The organism is Roseibium album (assembly GCF_001404515.1).
Taxonomy (GTDB): Bacteria; Pseudomonadota; Alphaproteobacteria; order Rhizobiales; family Stappiaceae; genus Roseibium; species Roseibium album.
This window is the reverse complement of the sequence record NZ_CXWE01000005.1, coordinates 51544-69645: the sequence shown is the minus strand read 5'-3', so window position 1 is coordinate 69645 and position 18102 is coordinate 51544. Positions and strand designations below refer to the sequence as shown.

20 protein-coding genes are annotated in these 18102 nt (G+C 56.8%); 6 read left to right on the top strand and 14 right to left on the bottom strand.

What is annotated here, in order from left to right; genetic code table 11:
- Positions 1-170: 170 nt before the first annotated feature.
- Complete coding sequence (locus tag LA5095_RS17185; protein ID WP_029063243.1) at positions 171-539, bottom strand: antibiotic biosynthesis monooxygenase family protein; 369 nt, start codon at positions 537-539, stop codon at positions 171-173.
- Positions 540-714: 175 nt separating this feature from the next.
- Positions 715-1146, bottom strand: a complete 432-nt coding sequence (locus tag LA5095_RS17180) for a MarR family winged helix-turn-helix transcriptional regulator (RefSeq protein WP_055117130.1) — start codon at positions 1144-1146, stop codon at positions 715-717.
- A 104-nt stretch (positions 1147-1250) separates the two neighbouring features.
- Between LA5095_RS17180 and LA5095_RS17175 the strand changes: the two genes are divergently transcribed.
- From LA5095_RS17175 to LA5095_RS17155, 5 genes are all read left to right on the top strand, one after another.
- A complete protein-coding gene (locus tag LA5095_RS17175) occupies positions 1251-1691 on the top strand; it encodes a hypothetical protein (protein WP_055117128.1) in 441 nt (146 codons plus the stop codon).
- 140 nt (positions 1692-1831) lie between these two features.
- On the top strand, positions 1832-2167 hold the full coding sequence (locus LA5095_RS17170) for a ribbon-helix-helix domain-containing protein (protein ID WP_082442864.1): 336 nt from the start codon (positions 1832-1834) through the stop codon (positions 2165-2167).
- A gap of 69 nt (positions 2168-2236) precedes the next feature.
- Complete coding sequence (locus LA5095_RS17165; RefSeq protein WP_055117126.1) at positions 2237-2632, top strand: VOC family protein; 396 nt, start codon at positions 2237-2239, stop codon at positions 2630-2632.
- A 21-nt stretch (positions 2633-2653) separates the two neighbouring features.
- Entirely contained in the window at positions 2654-3178 is a 525-nt protein-coding gene (locus tag LA5095_RS17160; protein WP_055117124.1) for a twin-arginine translocation pathway signal, read from the top strand.
- 21 nt (positions 3179-3199) lie between these two features.
- Positions 3200-4771, top strand: coding sequence for a GMC family oxidoreductase (locus tag LA5095_RS17155; protein WP_055117122.1), 1572 nt, complete (start codon positions 3200-3202; stop codon positions 4769-4771).
- A 167-nt stretch (positions 4772-4938) separates the two neighbouring features.
- Here LA5095_RS17155 and LA5095_RS17150 read toward each other — a convergent pair whose 3' ends face one another.
- The 12 genes from LA5095_RS17150 to LA5095_RS17095 all read right to left on the bottom strand — a co-directional run bounded on the left by LA5095_RS17150 (position 4939) and on the right by LA5095_RS17095 (position 16742).
- Complete coding sequence (locus tag LA5095_RS17150; RefSeq protein WP_055117120.1) at positions 4939-5949, bottom strand: alpha/beta fold hydrolase; 1011 nt, start codon at positions 5947-5949, stop codon at positions 4939-4941.
- A gap of 82 nt (positions 5950-6031) precedes the next feature.
- Positions 6032-7471, bottom strand: a complete 1440-nt coding sequence (locus LA5095_RS17145) for a glutamine synthetase family protein (protein WP_055117992.1) — start codon at positions 7469-7471, stop codon at positions 6032-6034.
- 143 nt (positions 7472-7614) lie between these two features.
- Positions 7615-8013, bottom strand: coding sequence for a cupin domain-containing protein (locus tag LA5095_RS17140; RefSeq protein WP_055117119.1), 399 nt, complete (start codon positions 8011-8013; stop codon positions 7615-7617).
- 5 nt (positions 8014-8018) lie between these two features.
- Complete coding sequence (gene gloA, locus LA5095_RS17135) at positions 8019-8456, bottom strand: lactoylglutathione lyase (protein ID WP_055117117.1); 438 nt, start codon at positions 8454-8456, stop codon at positions 8019-8021.
- Positions 8443-9579, bottom strand: a complete 1137-nt coding sequence (locus tag LA5095_RS17130; RefSeq protein WP_055117990.1) for an aromatic ring-hydroxylating oxygenase subunit alpha — start codon at positions 9577-9579, stop codon at positions 8443-8445. The genes gloA and LA5095_RS17130 overlap by 14 nt, the downstream gene beginning before the upstream one ends.
- Positions 9580-10101: 522 nt before the next feature.
- Positions 10102-10338 carry a hypothetical protein gene (locus LA5095_RS17125; protein ID WP_144436030.1) on the bottom strand — a complete coding sequence of 79 codons (237 nt, stop codon included), beginning with the start codon at positions 10336-10338 and terminating at the stop codon, positions 10102-10104.
- 67 nt (positions 10339-10405) lie between these two features.
- Positions 10406-11740, bottom strand: coding sequence for a type III glutamate--ammonia ligase (gene glnT, locus LA5095_RS17120; protein ID WP_055117113.1), 1335 nt, complete (start codon positions 11738-11740; stop codon positions 10406-10408).
- 73 nt (positions 11741-11813) lie between these two features.
- Positions 11814-13139 carry an FMN-binding glutamate synthase family protein gene (locus tag LA5095_RS17115; protein WP_055117112.1) on the bottom strand — a complete coding sequence of 442 codons (1326 nt, stop codon included), beginning with the start codon at positions 13137-13139 and terminating at the stop codon, positions 11814-11816.
- Between the two features lie 11 nt (positions 13140-13150).
- Positions 13151-13834, bottom strand: a complete 684-nt coding sequence (locus LA5095_RS17110) for a GltB/FmdC/FwdC-like GXGXG domain-containing protein (protein WP_055117111.1) — start codon at positions 13832-13834, stop codon at positions 13151-13153.
- 1 nt (position 13835) lies between these two features.
- On the bottom strand, positions 13836-14732 hold the full coding sequence (locus LA5095_RS17105; protein ID WP_055117109.1) for a class II glutamine amidotransferase: 897 nt from the start codon (positions 14730-14732) through the stop codon (positions 13836-13838).
- 290 nt (positions 14733-15022) lie between these two features.
- Positions 15023-15652 carry a helix-turn-helix domain-containing protein gene (locus LA5095_RS17100; RefSeq protein ID WP_029063257.1) on the bottom strand — a complete coding sequence of 210 codons (630 nt, stop codon included), beginning with the start codon at positions 15650-15652 and terminating at the stop codon, positions 15023-15025.
- Between the two features lie 133 nt (positions 15653-15785).
- On the bottom strand, positions 15786-16742 hold the full coding sequence (locus LA5095_RS17095) for a GlxA family transcriptional regulator (protein WP_158510396.1): 957 nt from the start codon (positions 16740-16742) through the stop codon (positions 15786-15788).
- A gap of 109 nt (positions 16743-16851) precedes the next feature.
- Between LA5095_RS17095 and LA5095_RS17090 the strand changes: the two genes are divergently transcribed.
- Positions 16852-18102: a sarcosine oxidase subunit beta family protein gene (locus tag LA5095_RS17090; RefSeq protein WP_055117988.1), complete on the top strand. Its 1251-nt coding sequence runs from the start codon at positions 16852-16854 to the stop codon at positions 18100-18102.

The window sequence follows — 18102 nt, the reverse complement described above, 5'->3', positions numbered from 1 at the left end:
GTCCCGGTCTCCAGAACCTTACGCGATTGCCGCATCAAGCAGGTCTGTTGCCAAGGGCGGTCGATGGGGCGAGGGGCCGTCCTTGCTTTCCTGACACGGGGTCCCGATGCCAACGCGCCAGAGACCGGACGGTCCGCAATATCCGTCCGGATTCCAGGTCACTGCCTGTCTCAAGCGACACAATGATTGGCAACACCTATTTTCCTGAACAGATGAGGTTTGGCGACAGCGCTGGGGGGATAGTCGGCAATTCGGCGTTGAAACTCCGGATTGGTGAATGCATTTCGGAAACTTTCGACATCCTGCCAGATCGCGTAGTTGATAAAGGTCGTGCTGCCGGCGATGCCCTGATGCATCTGGGTTGAGATGTATCCCGGTTGAGCCTTCATGAAATCAGCATCATGAGACCATGCCGCGACGAGGGCTTCCTCATCTCCCGCGTCCACCGTAAAGACATTGATCAAAACGATCGGACCGTCCTCCGCTTTCATCTGATCTGCCAGTGATACGACCCGGTCGAGTTCTTCAAAATTTGCCATCGGCGTTTCCTTTCATCAATTTGAATAGCTAGCTATATACTATTGCATAGTGAGCTATTCAAGTGTCTGGCGAGAGATTTCTGCTTTCGGCAAAAATGCGCGGAAAGGCAATGCAACTCTGGAGAAATCCGCTATCCCAACGCAGCGGTTGTCAAGATAGGCAAATCAAGGTTGTTCAGTCCTTGTGAAAGGTGCGAATGACCCGCTGCATGGTGTCGATGAACTGTTTCCGTTCATCAGGAGACAGGTCGGAGAGCGCCATCTCGTTGACCGTTGAGGCAGCTCTATATGCGTCATCCCGAATGGAGTTTGCCTTTGGCGTCAGCCAGATGATCTTTGCGCGTCCATCGGTTGGATGGTCCTTTCGCAGGATAAGGCCGTCCCTTTCCATCCGGTTGAGTGTGTTGGCCATGGTTGCCTGTTCAATATCAAGCTTTTCGACCAACTCTTTTTGAGTCTGACCGTCCTTTTGCCATAGGGCCAGGAGTGCGGGAAACTGCCCGGGAACAATGCCGAAGGGTTCGATACGCTTTCGCAGGCCTTCGAAGAACAGACGGGCCACGTGGTTGATGAGATACCCGGCTGAAGTGTTGTGATCAAATTCCATAGGACGTTTTAGATTTGCATTGCCTGGAGCGCAACAATATATAGTAAGCTATATAAATCTGAATACCCCTCGATATTCCAAACCCTGCATTGAAAGGCAGTCTGATGAAAACCCGCATTCATGCCGCCGCTGGCGGCCTCGGCTTCCTCATGGTCCTGATATTTTGGACTTCGACCGTGATCTCGGAAACTTTCGCGACAGGCGCAGATGTAGCCGGGGTCAAGTCCGCCATCCTGATGGGCATGTTCATTTTGATACCGGCACTGATCGTTGCAGGTGGCTCGGGCATGGCGATGGGCGCTACCAGAACGGATCCACTCACCATGGCCAAGAAAAGGCGCATGCCTGTCATCGCAGGGAACGGGCTTTTGATCCTGGTTCCATGCGCCTTCTTTCTGGAAGGCAGAGCGTCAGCCGGCCAGTTCGACACCGTGTTCTATGCGGTTCAGGCCGTTGAACTCTTTGCAGGCGCATTGAACCTGACCCTTATGGGTCTGAACATACGTGATGGCTTGCGCATGACCGGCAGATTGAGCAAGCGCTGAGTCCTGCCTCCCGTCTCGCTCTTTAGGACACTGGCGCTCGGGCAATCTCTGGATAATAATGGTACCGATCGCGAGCGAACCTTGATGCCTGCAAGTTTGAAATGTTTGCCGGCCGATAAACTGACACCGGGAGGAACACTATGTGTCAGATTTTTGCGGGACAGGATCCCGAACGGTATGCCAGCCAGACCCGCAGCATGCGCCTGAACGGACAAAGTACCAGCATACGGCTGGAAAACACGTTTTGGGAGATCATTGACGAGATCGCCCGACGCGACAACGTCTCGACGCCGACGTTCATTTCCACGCTGCATTCGGAGGTTCTTCAGCTGCGTGGAGAACCAACCAATTTTACTTCCCTTTTGCGCTGTGCCTGCCTGAAATTCATCGAGCTCAATCCCGGAATTCCCATGCACGACATGTCGTCCAGAACCTTTGAAGAGACTGAGCCGGAGAATAAATTCTCGGTGGTATAGGTATACCACCTTACCCGGGCTTGTGCCTTCTAGCCTTTCTCGCAGTCACAGCAGCGGGAGGATGGTCTTTTGGCCAAGGCAATACATTCGATGATCCGCGTCCTGAACGAAGCGCGTTCACTGACCTTCTACGAGAAGGCTTTTGGTCTGGGCGTCAAGGATCGGCTGGATTTTCCGGAGTTCACTCTCGTCTACCTGAGCAACCCGGAAAGTGATTTCGAACTCGAGCTGACCGTGAACAAGGGGCAATCTGCTCCTTACGAGCTCGGTAATGGATATGGTCATTTGGCCGTGTCTGTAACAGATCTTGCCGCTGAACATGCGCGTTTCGAGGCGGAAGGTCTCAATCCCAGAAAACTCGTCGAATTTGCGCCGGCCGGAGAGCTGGTCGCACGATTTTTCTTTGTTGCGGACCCGGACGGATACCAGATCGAGGTTCTCGAGCGGGGTGGCCGTTTCAAATAATCACTTGAGGGAGGAGAGGAAATGAACAAGGCAGACGGCCCGAAGGGCCTTAGCCGCAGGCAATTGCTGTTGCGGGCCAGCGTGGCGGGTGCATCGTTCGTGATCGGATCCGGTTTCATTGCTGCCCGGGATGCGGCCTGGGCCACAGAGGTTAGCAACCTGAAGCCGGAAACATTTGCGACTCTTGTGCAAATGGCACGCGATATCTATCCGCACGACCGCATCGCGGACGAGTTTTATGTGATCGCGGTTCAAGGCTATGACAATTCGGATCATTCCGATGAAATCGAGGCTGGCATCGCTGTCCTGGACGCCGCCGCACGCGGCAGGGGCCATGCCGGATATCTTGACACGGGCTGGGAACGCGACCGGGTGGATATCCTGCGCAACATGGAGGAAAGCGACTTTTTCCAGAAAATCCGCGGTGGCCTGGTAACAGGCCTCTACAACCAGAAAGCGGTTTGGCCGATCTTTGGATATGAAGGCGAGAGCTACTCCAAGGGCGGTTATGTTGACCGTGGATTCAACGACATCAACTGGCTTTGAGCCATAGGGGAGGAAAGAACTATGGCTGCACCTTTTGATCTCAACGACGACACTGTCGTTGTCGTAATCGGTACCGGCGCCGGTGGCGGCGTTCTTGCCAACGAACTTGCGCAGAAAGGCGTCAGTGTTGTCGCCCTGGAAGCCGGCGGACGTTATCTTCCCGAGGACTACGTCAATGACGAGTGGGAGAGTTTCGGACAGCTTGCGTGGGTCGATCCGAGGACCACGAGCGGTGACTGGCGTGTTTCGAAGGACTTTTCCGGCTTGCCCGCCTGGATCGTCAAGGCGGTGGGGGGCACGACCACGCACTGGGCGGGCGCTTCGCTGCGGTTCCAGCCGCATGAATGGAAAGGCGCGACAACATACGGCAACGTGCAGGGAGCAAACCTGCTCGACTGGCCGATCGGCGCGGAAGAAATGGAGCCGTGGTACGCCAAGGCCGAAGACAAGCTGGGGGTCACCCGCACAAACGGCCGTCCGGGTCTGCCTGGCAACAACAACTATCTGGTCTTCGAAAAAGGCGCCCGGGAACTCGGGTACAAGGACGTCCATACAGGACGCATGGCAATCAATGCCGAAGACTACGATGACCGCCTGCCATGTCAGCAGACCGGCTTTTGTTTCCAGGGCTGCAAATGGGGCGCGAAATGGTCGGCTGCCTATACTGACATTCCGCGTGGCGAAGCGACCGGCAACCTGGAAGTCCGAGAGCGCGCCCATGTCGCCCGAATTCTGCACAACAACGACGGCAAGGTGACCGGTGTCGAATATTTCGACAAGGACGGTAACCTCCACATGCAGAAAGCTCGCATCGTGTGTGTTGCCGGAAATTCGTTCGAGTCGCCGCGTATGCTTTTGAACTCGGCGTCTTCAATGTTTCCAGACGGTCTGGCGAATTCGTCGGGACAGGTTGGCCGGAACTACATGCGTCACATGACAGGGTCCGTATACGCCGTCTTCGACAAGCCGGTCAGGATGTGGCGCGGCACGACGATGGCCGGGATCATACAGGATGAGTCGCGTCACGATCCGTCCCGTGGTTTCGTCGGCGGCTACGAGATGGAAACCCTTGCACTCGGTGTTCCGTTCATGGCTGCATTCCTTGACCCGGGCGCCTGGGGACGTGAATTCACTTCCGCACTCGACCAGTACGAAAACATGGCCGGCATGTGGCTCGTCGGCGAGGACATGCCCCAGGAAACCAACCGCGTGACGCTCAATCACGACGTCAAGGACCAATGGGGTCTGCCGGTCGCAAACGTCCACTTCAGCGACCATCCCAACGATATCGCCATGCGTAACCACGCCTACAAACAAGGGCAGGCAGTTTATGAGGCTGTCGGTGCTACACGTACGTTCCCGACACCGCCATACCCGTCGACCCACAATCTCGGCACCAACCGGATGTCGGAAAACCCGCGTGACGGTGTGGTCAACAGGTGGGGGCAGACGCACGATATCACGAACCTGTTCATATCCGACGGGTCCCAGTTCACGACAGGTGCGGCTGAGAACCCGACGCTCACCATCGTCGCTCTCGCGATCCGTCAGGCGGATCACATTGCCAGCGAGATGAGCGCCGGTACTCTCTGACAGGTGAACGCACGAGTTGAAAGCGGAGGCCCAATGGCCTCCGCCTTCTTTTTCAAGATGACCGATTGCGAGCAATGACATCGTCGTTGTTTGTGCCGGCCATTCTTTCTGCTCTTGATGCCTGAACGAACCAGCACACCCAAGACGAGATCCGCGCATGTTGCCAGTCAAGCGTTCAGGAGTTCGGCGATGTTGGTGTCGAGTTGCGCGGTGAAGCCCGCGTCGTTGCCTGGATTGGCGGCGCAGTGGCCGAATTCGGACAGGACCGGCCTGAATTTCGCACCCGGAATGTGCTGCGCCTCATATGCGTTGTCTTCGGGTGGAAAATAGAGGTCCTGCGCGCAGGGCATCAGGATGGTCCGGGCCCGGATCGAGGCGAGGGCTTTTTCAAGGTTGCCTTCAAATTCCGGTCCGGCGCTGACATCACCTGCCTGCCAGGTTGCGATCTTGGCCAGCAGGTCATTGGCGTCCCAGTTGCACGCATGATCTTCAGCCCAGTCGTCCAGAAGGTCTGCAATGCTCTCGTAACCGAGGTCCCTGTACCGGCCATTGCGGTAAAATGACTGGGAAAATGCCCAGCCGGCATATGCGCGCCCGAATGCCTTGAGGCCTTCGACCGGTTGCGTGCCGTAGTCTCCATTGTTCCACTGGGTATCGGCACAGAGCGCGGCTTTCACGCCCTCCAGAAAGACAAAATTGTGTGGCGAGGTTCTTGCCGAGGCGCAGAACGGCAGGATTGCCAGAACCAGGTCGGGATGCTGAACCGCCCAGTGATAGGCCTGGCATCCGGCCATGGACCAGCCGAGAACCAGGGCGACCTTTTTGACACCAAGATGCCCGGTCAGCAGCCTGTGTTGCGCGGCAATGTTGTCTTGAAACGCAATCGCCGGGAAGTTGCCGGCCTCTTGCCTGCCTGACGCAGTGCTGGGGGAGGATGACAGCCCGCCACCGAACAGGTTGATCGAAACAATGAAATGGCGCGCCGGATCCAGGGCTCTGCCCGGGCCGAAAAAACCTTCGTTCCTGCTGTGGCTCCCGGTAAAGAATGTCGGCATGACAACGACGTTGCCGCCGTCCCTTGCCAGGGTTCCATAGGTCTTGTAGGCGAGTTTCGCATCTCGCAGCGTGTCACCGCACTGAAGCTGAATGTCGCCGCATTCGAAAATGTCGAAGTCCATGACGTTGCGGATCTCCAGTTGTAGAGACGGACGGTCCACCGGCTTTGTTCGCAGTCCGCCTCCGTCAGATGCGATGCGTCGATCAAAAGAGCCGCAGGTATTCCTTCACTTCCCAATCCGTTACCGACTGGTGATAACGCTCCCATTCGTCGGTCTTGTAATCGATGAAGGATTTGCGCATGACCGGCCCCATGACATGCTCGGCGACTTCGTCACTGCGCAAGGCTTCGATTGCATTCCACAACGTTCGCGGTAGCCGGCGAATGCCAAGCTCGCTCAATTCGGCTTCCGTTTTGGAGTAGAGATCGAAATCAGTGGGTTTACCGGGATCGACCTGGTTCTTGATACCGTCAACGGCACAGGTCAGATGCATTGCCATGGCGAGATAGACATTCATGGTCATGTCGCAGGCGCGGTTTTCGATACAGTGACGGCTTTGAGGCAACCGGAACTGTGCGGACCGGTTGTTGAAACCGAAGGTAATGTTCGTCGGCGCCCAGGTGACGGTGCCACCCTCAAAACCACCGACCCGTGGAACCAGACCATTATAGGAATTCACGGTCGGGCAGGTGATTGCGGTAATGGCATCGGCATGGGCAATCAGGCCGCCGACCGCATAGCGGCTTTCCTGTGACCAGTCGCCCTCCGGCGTCTTGAAGATGTTCTCGTCCGGCCTGCTTTCATGTTGCAGAGACAGGTTGATATGGGCGCCGGAGCGCCAGTCCCCGACTGTCGGTTTCGGCATGAAGGTTACGAACATGCCGTGTTTCTTGGCGACTTCCTTCAGGACGATGCGCAGAAACGTCAGCCGATCGGACATTTCCAGCACGTTGGTATAGTGGAAATCCAGTTCAAACTGGGAGTAGGCGCCTTCGGCGACCACGTCGTGCAGGTTCCAGCCCAGGCCTTCGATGATGTCGATCATCTCTTTCAGGAACGGCATGGAATCCAGTGAATATTCAACATCATACCCGAAGGCCTGCCTGCGCGGCCGCGTTCCGTTTGCCGGGTCATCATCGAAGGCCTTCACCGGGTGCCCGTCCTCATCGTATTTCATCACGATGAATTCCGGTTCAACACCGGCATATCCGGCGTAGCCATCCGCTGCCGCCTCCTGCATGGCGCGTTTCAGTGCCTGGCGCGGGCAAACGTTGTAAGGCGCATCTTCCCAATAGAGATCGGAGAAGATGATCGCGGTGGACGTATCCCAAGGGCAGATGTAGACGGCATCCAGGTCCGGCACGACGACCTGGTCACTGTCGGCAGGGGAAAGCTCCGGGACATAGGAGATCGAGTGAACTGCAAATTGCGGACCTTTGCCCAGACACAGTTCGTCGAAATCACTCATGGGTACAGGTTTGGTCTTGGGAATGCCGTGAAGATCAACCCAGGCGGCCATGACGTATTTGACACCTGCTTTTTCAAGGCGGGTTCTGGTTTCAGGTATCTTTGGACGATTGCGTTCGACGGCGTCCTGGAAGCTTTCGATATAGATCCTGTTTTCCGGATTGGTTTTCAGCATTTCGCAATTTCCCTCTGCAACTCCGTCGACCGCACGCGGCAATCTTCTGTTTCACGACCACTGCTGGAAATGTTTGACTGTTTCCTGAATGCGACTGGTGACGGATGGCCTGGTCGATCCGACCATCCATTGCCGGAAGCCGGTCAACCCGCGACGAAGTCATCCGGATCGATGCCCGGCACCTGTGTGATGCCGGCGAGCTGTTTCCAGTTGTGGGGATAGGCGGCGTAAAAAATCACGCATTTCTCATCCGCTTCATAGGAGATGTGGTTGTCCTTCGGGATGTAGAGAACGTCGCCCGGATTGCAGATGTAGCTCTCACCGTCGCAGACCAGCCTGAAAGTGCCTTCCATGCAATAGATGATCTCGTCGCACGTCAGGTCCCAGGGAACCTTGACGTCGTTGAGAAAGTTCAACCCACCGCACATGGTGTCGCTGACGGCGCTCGTGACAAACGGCTTGATATAGGTCTGTCCCGGCTGGAGTGTCTGGAGACGATTTTCGATGTCGGCGAATTTGAAGAGGTTTGGTTTGCCGCCCATGTCTGTCAGCCTTCCTGTGCGAGATGTTTGAGAATGGATTCGTTGAGTTCGATCTTGTAGCCGTCGGGGTCTTCGCAGAACGCAATCACCCGTGTGCCGTTCTTCATCGGCCCCGCCGGGCGGGTGATGTGCACGCCCGCAACCGCCAGGTCCTCGCACGCCTTGTAGACATCAGGTGTCTCGATGCAGATATGGCCCCAGCCGTCGCCCTTTTCGTAGGATGCGTCCCGATCCCAGTTCGCCGTCAGTTCAAGGGTCGGAAATTCCGCTTCCGGTCCATATCCGATGAAGGTATTCGTGAACCTGCCTTCCGGATAATCGGTCCGTCGCAGCACCTGCATTCCGAGGATGCTGCAATAGAATTCCAGTGATTTTTCCATATCCGTGACACGCATCATTGTGTGCGCCAGACGGAATCCACCTTCCAGGTTATTGGTTGTCATTGTAGATTCCTTCCTTTGGCAATTTCCTGCTGGTCACGTCTCGAGCCACCATGTCCTGGAAAGCCCGCACACTGTCTTCCCAGGCCGGGGACAGCACGCCGCCTGCGGCCGACACCTGCGAGGCGCGGCCCAGCTGCAGCCGCTCTGTCATTTCATGATCTTCCTTGTGGACGTCCCACCAGAGTTTTCGCAGCCCCCGGATGGCTTCCTCCGACAGGGACTGACCTTCGGTGGTGTAGAGCGCCCGTTTCTGCATCATGGTGCCCGGACCCGTCGGGATATTCAGATAAACACCCATCTGGTCAGGGAAATACCGGCCCAAGATGAAGTTCGGATAGAGTGTCAGATAGCGGGAACTGACCCCAAGGCTGCCGGATGTGCCGATTTCCTCTTGAAGATCCACTGCGCTGCCCAGACAGTTTCCATCTATGATCGTGAAATGGTCCTCAAGTGGCTGGTCGGTTGTCGACGCGTGCACGAATTGGACGTGGTAGGGTTCGATGAAGTTCTCCATGATGAACTTCCAGTTGCAGGCAATTTCACCGAAATCCAAGGTGCCGATGCAGTTCAAGTTCTCCCACTCGATCCCGTTCAGCCGTTCCTTGATCGTGGAGGCGTAATCTTCGAACGGTTCGGCATCGCCGTCGATGTTGACGAAGATCCAGTCGTTCCAGATATGTGTGCGGACCGGAACCAGACCATTCTGCTTACGGTCAAAGCCTTTGGAAAAGTGCTCGTTCACACCACCGAAATGCGGTGAAGCCCGCAGGTTGCCGTCGAGATCATAAGCCCAGGCGTGATATGGGCAACGGATGAGCTTGCCCACGTTGCGCGGTTCTTCCACCAGCGTCAGACAGCGGTGCCTGCAAACATTGTGGAACGCGCGAATTGCACCTTCCTTGTTTCGCACCAGAAGCAATGGATGACCGGCAATTTTTATCGGCACCGCATCGCCGGACACTTTCAATTCATGAACAAATCCGACGCAGATCCAGTTCCGGGTGAACACCGACATGCATTCGGCGTCCCAAAACTCCTTGTCGGTATAGGCAGCGGCAGGCAGACCACGCCGTGGGGAGGTCTCTTCGAAGAAAGGCTCAAGCAGGGTTTCAATCGCGCCCATTTGCTTCCTCGTCCGGAGTTTGAGTGTGTCACTGGCTGAGGCCGGCAATTGACCTGAACCATGCATATCGTAGTGAAATGCGAAATTCGTAGTTTGTCCATACAAATTTTGATGAAAAAGTAGAAAAGTGCGAATTTGTTACCTTAAATATAAAAATTTCTGCCTATTCTGTAAAATTGAGACGTAATTCAGCTGGATGCGTAAACATTCTTCAGCCAGAACTGCGTTTGACCGCAATCCTACCGGCCGGAAACTGCGCCGATGCGAAAGCGGCGGCGGGAAAGAAAGAGGTCGAGCGATGCCGGTGAGGATTCATTTTCGCCAGGCAACATGGTACGAAAATCTCCTGGATGGATGAACAGCAGTTCCACTCTGCCCGGTCAGTTGATGACCTTTCACGGAACGTACGTCAAAAATCGCTGGCCTTGACCGCGACAGTTTCGATGACAACACGGACCGGTGCGGCATCGTGAATGAGGCCAGCACCTTCGCTCATGGCGATGCCTTGCAAAACCCGGCCTGTCATGGTTCCGGCACCGGATATCGCGGAGTATCTGTTGAATTGGCTGCGACCTGTACGACTGAATTCGCTTGCATCGCAATCGAGACACCCTGCTGCCAGGACGCGGGCTCGATAGAAATCCGGCTGGTCCGGATGATCTTGGCAACCGTCAGCCCTGATGCGCCAGTGTCATGGCCGCTCGCCTTCAGCGCGGCCTCGACCCCGGCAAATATCACGGCCAGTTGGCTGGAGATCATCAGTGTCGTTCCCTGTCCGGTCACAATTCAAGCGCTGAAAATCCGTCACACATGGCCGTGGTGCCGTCTAGATGTCGAGTGTGTTTTCCTTTTCCCATCGTGAGAAATGGGAGACGAATGAATTCCATTCCTGCATCTTCATCTTTATGAAAGCGCTTGAAAATTCCTCGCCCATCGTCGCCCGAAGGGCTTCGTCTCCGTCATATTCGCGCAGAGCATCCAGCATGTTCAGCGGAAGTTTCGGCGCATCCTGCACCTTGTAGCCTTCGGCATACATATCAATGTCCCAGCGCTTGCCGGGATCGGCCTTCGAGCGGATGCCAGACAGTCCGGCTGCGATCACGGCAGCCTGGAGCAGATACGGATTTGCGGCTCCATCGGCGAGGCGGAGTTCAAATCGGCCTGGACCGGGAACGCGGACCATGTGCGTGCGGTTGTTGCCCGTCCACGTCACCGTGTTCGGCGCCCAGGTCGCACCTGACATCGTGCGCGGTGCGTTGATGCGCTTGTATGAATTCACGGTCGGGTTGGTGATCGCGGCGAGGGCCGTTGCATGCTGCATGATGCCGCCCAGGAAATGACTGCCGTATTCCGACAGGCCGACTTCGGATGCGTCGCCGGAACCGCCGTCCGTATTTGCAAACACGTTGGTTCTGGCCGCCTGGCCAGGGGCGTCCCAGACGGAGACATGCACGTGACAGCCGTTGCCGGTCAGTCCTTCGATCGGCTTGGGCATGAAGGTGGCGCGCAGGCCGTGCCTTTCGGCAACCGATTTCACCATGAACTTGAAGAAGGAATGCTTGTCGGCCGTCTGCAGGACGTCGTCGAACTCCCAGTTCATCTCGAACTGACCGTTGGCATCCTCGTGATCATTCTGGTACGGCTGCCATCCGAGCTCCAGCATGTAGTCACAGATCTCGCGGATAACGTCGTAGCGGCGCATCACCGCCTGCTGGTCGTAACACGGTTTTTCCGCCGTGTCGTAGGGGTCGGAGATCTGCTCGCCATCCGCTGTGAGCAGGAAGAATTCAGCTTCGACCCCGGTCTTGACGTGCATTCCCATTTCGGCGGCTTCGCCGATCAGGCGGCGCAACACGTTGCGCGGTGCCTGCGCGACATCCTCGCCTTCCATTACACAATTTGCCGCCACCCATGCGACTTCGGGCTTCCACGGCAGCTGGATCACCGACGCCGGGTCCGGCACTGCCAGCATGTCCGGATGTGCAGGTGTCATATCGAGCCAGGTCGCAAACCCGGCAAATCCGGCGCCATCGACCTGCATGTCTGAAATGGCTTGCGCGGGAACCAGTTTGGCTCTTTGTCCACCGAACAGGTCGGTGAAAGAGATCATGAAGTATTTAACGCCATTTTCCTGCGCGAAGGCCGCCAGATCAGTCGTCATGGTTCATATCCCTTTCCCTGTCTTTGCAAATTAGATCGAGCTTCGTAGTCGTGTCGGCAAGTCTGCCGTCAAATCAAAATCCCGGCTTGCCCGGGTACCAGTCTGTTCCGGCAAGAGGCACTTTTGCCATTGCCGCCGCTTCCATCGTCAAGGCACAAAGATCTTCTGGTTCCAGATTGTGAAGATGATTGTGCCCACAAGCGCGTGCGATTGTCTGCGCCTCCAACGTCATTACCTTGAGATAGTTGCGCAGCCGCCGACCGGCCTCGACAGGGTCCAGTCTGGCGGCAAGCTCCGGGTCCTGCGTGGTGATACCTGCCGGATCCCGTCCTTCGTGCCAGTCGTCATATGCGCCGGTCGTTGTCCCGAGTTCCTGATATTCAGCTTCCCATTTCGGGTCATTGTCGCCGAGCGCAACCAGGGCTGCGGTCCCGATTGCGACTGCGTCCGCACCCAGGGCGAGAGCCTTGGCGACATCGGCCCCTGTCCGGATACCGCCGGATATCACCAACTGCACCTCGCGGTGAACGCCCAGGTCCTGAAGCGCCTGTACGGCGGGGCGGATGCTGGCAAGCGTCGGTATGCCGACATGCTCGATGAAGACGTCCTGCGTGGCGGCCGTTCCACCCTGCATGCCGTCCATCACCACCACGTCGGCACCAGCCTTCACCGCGAGCGCGGTGTCATAGTAGGGACGCGTTGCACCAACCTTGACGTAGATCGGCACCTGCCAGCCGGTTATTTCCCGAAGTTCAAGGATCTTGATCTCGAGATCGTCGGGCCCGGTCCAGTCCGGGTGCCGGCACGCGGATCTCTGGTCAATTCCCTTGGGGAGGGTTCGCATTTCGGCCACGCGATCGCTGATCTTCTGGCCGAGAAGCATGCCGCCGCCGCCGGGCTTTGCTCCCTGGCCGACGACGATTTCGATGGCATCCGCCTTGCGCAGGTCGTCCGGGTTCATTCCATAGCGCGACGGCAGATACTGATAAACCAGTTTGGTGGAGTGTCCGCGCTCTTCGGGCGTCATGCCGCCATCGCCAGTGGTGGTCGACGTCCCCGCGGCAGAAGCGCCCCGTCCAAGAGCTTCCTTTGCCCGGCCGGACAACGCGCCGAAGCTCATGCCGGCAATAGTCACCGGGATATCCAGTTCAATCGGTTTTTTCGCAAAGCGGGTGCCCAGCACCACAGACGTTCCGCATCGTTCGCGATATCCTTCCAGTGGATACCGGGAGACCGATGCCCCCAGAAACAAAAGATCGTCGAAATGCGGTACCCGGCGTTTCGCGCCACCACCGCGGATGTCGTAAATACCGGTGGCGGCCGCCCGGCGGATTTCGGAATTGATCGAATTGCTGAACGTTGCCGACTGAATTGGCAGGGTGCCGGGGGTCTTGTCCATGTCCGTGTTCCTCAGTACGCTGCCGCGTTGTCGATATCGAAATTGTAGAGTTCGCGAGCCGAGCCATATCGCCTGAAATCCTCAGCCCTCGCATCGCTTCCGGCACGGGACAGCAGATCGCCCAGGGTCTCAAGATGTTCGGGCCGCATTTCCTTTTCGATGCAATCCGCCCCCAGGCTTTTCACCGAACCGCGCACAAACAGCTTCGCTTCATAAAGAGAGTCGCCGAGGGCATCGCCGGCATCCCCGCAGACGACCAGATTGCCCGCCTGTGCCATGAATGCGGACATGTGTCCGATATTGCCGTGAACGACAATATCGATCCCCTTCATCGAAATGCCGCAGCGCGAACTGGCATTCCCCTTGATGACGAGGAGGCCGCCGTGACCCGTCGCGCCGGCATATTGGCTGGCGTCGCCGTCGACGATCACGGTTCCGGACATCATGTTCTCCGCGACGCCGGGGCCGACTGATCCCTCGACCCTGACCGTTGCCTGCTTGTTCATTCCGGCGCAGTAGTAGCCGGTCGACCCTTTGACAGTAACGTCAATGGGGGCGTCCAGACCAACCGCGATTGCGTGGCTGCCCTTGGGGTTCACAACCTCCCACCGGGTCTGGTTTGTTTCCTGTTTTTGCGCCTGAAGCGTTGCATTCAGTCCGCGCAGACCGTCGGCGGCAACATCATAAGATTGCATGTCAGTGGCTCCAGAAGTAGACGGTGGCGGGTTCAGGCTCCCAGACACGGGCGTTGTCAATTCCGGGCAGGTCTACCAGCGCACGATATTCGCTGCCGAAGGCGACATACTGTTCCGTCTCGGCCATCACCGCGGGTTTGCAGGCAATCGGGTCGCGTACCACGCCAAAGCCATCCTTGGTTCCAACGACGAAGGTGAAGAAACCGTCGAGATCTTCCAGGCTGCTTTCAAGCGCTTCGCCGAGCGACGCTCCGTTCTGCATTTTCCAGGTCAGATAGGCAGCGCCCACTTCGGTGTCGTTCATCGAACCGATCTGCACACCTTCACGCATCAGTTTTCGGCGAAGCACGTTGTGGTTCGACAGGGAGCCGTTGTGAACCAGGCACTGGTCTGCTCCGGTTGAAAACGGATGCGCGCCCTCTGTGGTTACGGCGGATTCAGTGGCCATGCGTGTGTGACCGATGCCGTGGGAGCCACGCATCCCGGCCAGGTTGAAACGTTCGGTCACATCTTTCGGCAGTCCGACTTCCTTGTAGATTTCGATCGCATCTCCGTCCGACATGACCCTGATTTCGGGGCGCAATTCAGCAAGGGCCTGGCGAGCTGCCCCGGCCTTGGGACCATCCAGTAAAATAACCGCATGGGTGTCGTTGGCCTGCAAGGAAACAGAGGCGCCGATTGCCTCGCTCAGATCTTTCGAAAGGGACGCGAAGTCCTTTGCCGCATTGTCCGACTGAACGGTCAGTTTCGTCTGGCCGTCGACCGCATCGCCATAGATCGCGATCCCGGCGCTGTCCGGACCGCGGTCCGTCATGGTGATCAACATGGCAGACAACAACTCACCGAGTTTCGGCTCAAGCGATTTGTCCTTTAAAAAAAGACCCACAATCCCACACATGAATTTGAGACCCTTCAATGTTTCGTTGCAGGGGAACTTACCCAAGCTTCCTCTTGGAATCTACCCTAAAGAAAAAATCTTTCCTTAAAAGAAACAAAAAGATTGATGCTGAATGTGCTCGCGGTGCCTTTGCGGTGCTGACGTCGCCGGATGAATTTCGAAGAATGAGGCAGAACAGGCCAATTGCGCTCTCAGCGCGACAGCATGGACACAATGCAGGTTCAGAAAGACATCCGGCCGCCTGATATGCCGGACCGAGCCTGGAAATCAGGGCGCAACGACTGACCGCTTTACCGTGATTGCCGATAGGAAATGATCGACAGGAACCTGACCGGAAGTTCGACCAGGACTTCCGGACCATGGGGTGCGTCCGCGTCAAAGAACAGCGTATCACCAGGTGTCAGCCGAAAGAGCCTGTCACCGTGTCGATAGTCCACCTCGCCCTCGAGCATGTACAGCGTCTCGATACCGTCATGTTGAAATGTCGGGAAGACGTCTGATTCTTCGGTGAGCGTGATCAGGTAAGGCTCGACAACCACGCCTGTGGTGTTGGCACTCAGATGGCCGAGCAGATTGTACTGGTGTCCGGCGCGCGTACCGGCCCGCTCGATCTGGACCCCGTTGCCGGAGGTGGTGAGAACAGCTTCTCTCTTGTCCTCAAAACGAAGGAACAACGTGCTGAGAGGCACGTTCAGGGCGTTGGTAAGAGCCTGCAAGGTTGTCAGGGACGGGGAGATGTTGCCGTTTTCGATCTTGGACAGCATGCCGACAGAAAGATCCGCGGCACTGGCCAGATCGGAGACGTTCATGCCTCGCTGGCGACGGATCGCGCGGACTTCCCGCCCTATCGAATCTTCAAGGTTCCTGTCGACCCTGTCGCGAACCTTGTGCGGATCCTGTGAGAGCTTTCGTTGTTTCAAAACACAATCGCAAGACTGGTGAACATGCACTCTTGTCGGACAACATCGGTGTCAGATCAACCCATTGTATCCAATTCACCGATATCGCCGGCCCGACAACACGGTAGGCTGACAGGAACGCGCCCGGGTTGTTTCAGTCCTTTTCAAGTCTTCTTCGATCCGTTGGCGTCATGCCGAAACGTGTTCTGAAGGTCTTTGCAAAATGGCCCTGGTTGACGAAGCCGGTCGTCAGGGCGATTTCCATGAAGGAAAGGCGGGTTTTCCTTGTCAGTTCATCTGCTTTGTCAAGCCGAATTTCCAGATAGCATTGCATAGGTCCAATGTTCAGTTCCTGGTCGAAACGGCGTTGAAGCTGACGTTCGCCCACGCCGACCAGCATTGCGATCTGCTTGAAGGACAGGGGATCCGCAATGTGATTTTCCATGAGGTCCAGAGCGCTCAGAACAATGGGATGGAGGTTTTTGTTTCCTCCTGCAAATCCGGATCGTTGTGGTTGCTCTGAGCTTCTGACTTCCGTGTGAATGAACCAGTCCGTCACGGCACGCGCCAGATCGATACCATGATCCGATTGAATGAGGGCATGCATCATGTCGAGTGGCGCCATGCCTCCGGCGCAGGTGTAACGGTCCCGATCGATGATGTAGAGGCGGCGTTCCATCAGAAACCTGTCGGAATACTCCCTGAGCTCTTCAAAATGTTCCCAGTGAACGGTGAAACGCCGGTTTTTCATGACACCGGCCTTTGCCAGAAGGACCGGGCCGCCGGATATCCCGCCAAGAGACGTCCCGTGTGCAGCCAGAGACCTCACCAGACCGGATACGGCGGTGTCCTGCAACGACATTGCATTGCCACCGGCAACAACAAACAGGATATCAAGATCAGGGTCGGTACCCGCGAGCTGTTCCGTATGGAAGGGCGCACCGCAAGAAGAATAAGTGGGCCCGCCGTCTTTGGAGAAATAGCAGATCTCGTAGAGGGGCTTTTTTGCAAGAAGATTGGCTGCTCGCAACGGCTCGACAGCTGCTGCACCGGACATCAGGGCAAAGTCTTCTATGAAAAAGAAACCTATTTTCCGTTTGGTATCGAGCATGCGCATAATTCTATACCCATGACGCGATTGGAGAACAATATGGCTGAATTGAAAAAACTTTAACCGCGCCAGATGCCAGACTTGAAGGCTCAACAAGCGCGAGGTCATGGTGTCGTATTCCGGTTTCAGGTTGATAAAGGAAGCCTTGAGAGGGCATTCCGGATGGAAGCCGGCATGGAGAAATCCCGAGCCGCAACCCGGCTATGACTTTGTCATCGTCGGAGGCGGTGGACACGGTCTCGCCACAGCGCATTATCTGGCCAAGGTTTATCGCAAGTCCCGCATAGCAGTATTGGAAAAGGGATGGATCGGCGGCGGAAATGTCGGCAGAAACACGACGATCATCCGGTCGAATTATCTCCTGCCGGGCAACGAGCCGTTCTATGAGCTGTCACTGCAGCTTTGGGAAGGACTTGAACAGGACCTGAACTACAACGCCATGGTCAGTCAGCGCGGCGTCATGAACCTCTTTCATTCGGATGCGCAGCGAGACGCTGCACGGCGGCGCGGAAACGGCATGATCCTGCACGGTTCCGATGCTGAATTGCTGGATACGGATGGCGTGCGGAGTGAAGCTCCCTTCCTCAATTTCAACAATGCGCGTTTTCCGATCAAGGGAGCCCTGATGCACAGGCGCGGTGGGACCGTGCGTCACGACGCGGTTGCCTGGGGGTACGCGCGCTCTGCGGACAGGCACGGCGTCGACATCATTCAAAATTGTGAAGTCACCGGCTTCAGGATCGAGAACAACAGGGTTTTGGGGGTAGAAACCTCAAGGGGCTACATCGGTGCCGGCAAAATCGGCGTTGCTGTCGCAGGCTCCTCGGGCAGGGTCATGTCCCAAGCCGGAATGCGCCTTCCCATCGAAAGCCACGTCCTGCAGGCATTTGTTTCCGAAGGTCTGAAACCGGTCCTGCCGGGTGTCATCACATTTGGCGCCGGGCATTTTTACGTCAGCCAATCCGACAAGGGCGGCCTTGTGTTCGGTGGCGATATCGACGGCTACAACACCTATGCGCAACGCGGAAACCTGCCGGTTGTGGAAGATGTCTGCGAGGGTGGCATGGCTCTGATGCCGATGATCGGGCGGACGCGGCTGCTGCGCATGTGGGGTGGCGTCATGGACATGTCCATGGACGGATCTCCGATTATCGACCGGACGCAGATCGATGGCCTCTATTTCAATGGCGGCTGGTGCTATGGCGGCTTCAAGGCAACGCCCGCATCAGGCCGGGTGTTCGCCCATCTTCTGGCGACAGACACACCGCATGAGACTGCCACCGCCTACCGGTTCGACCGGTTCGAAAAGGGCCTCATGATCGATGAGAAGGGCGCAGGCGCTCAACCCAATCTGCACTAA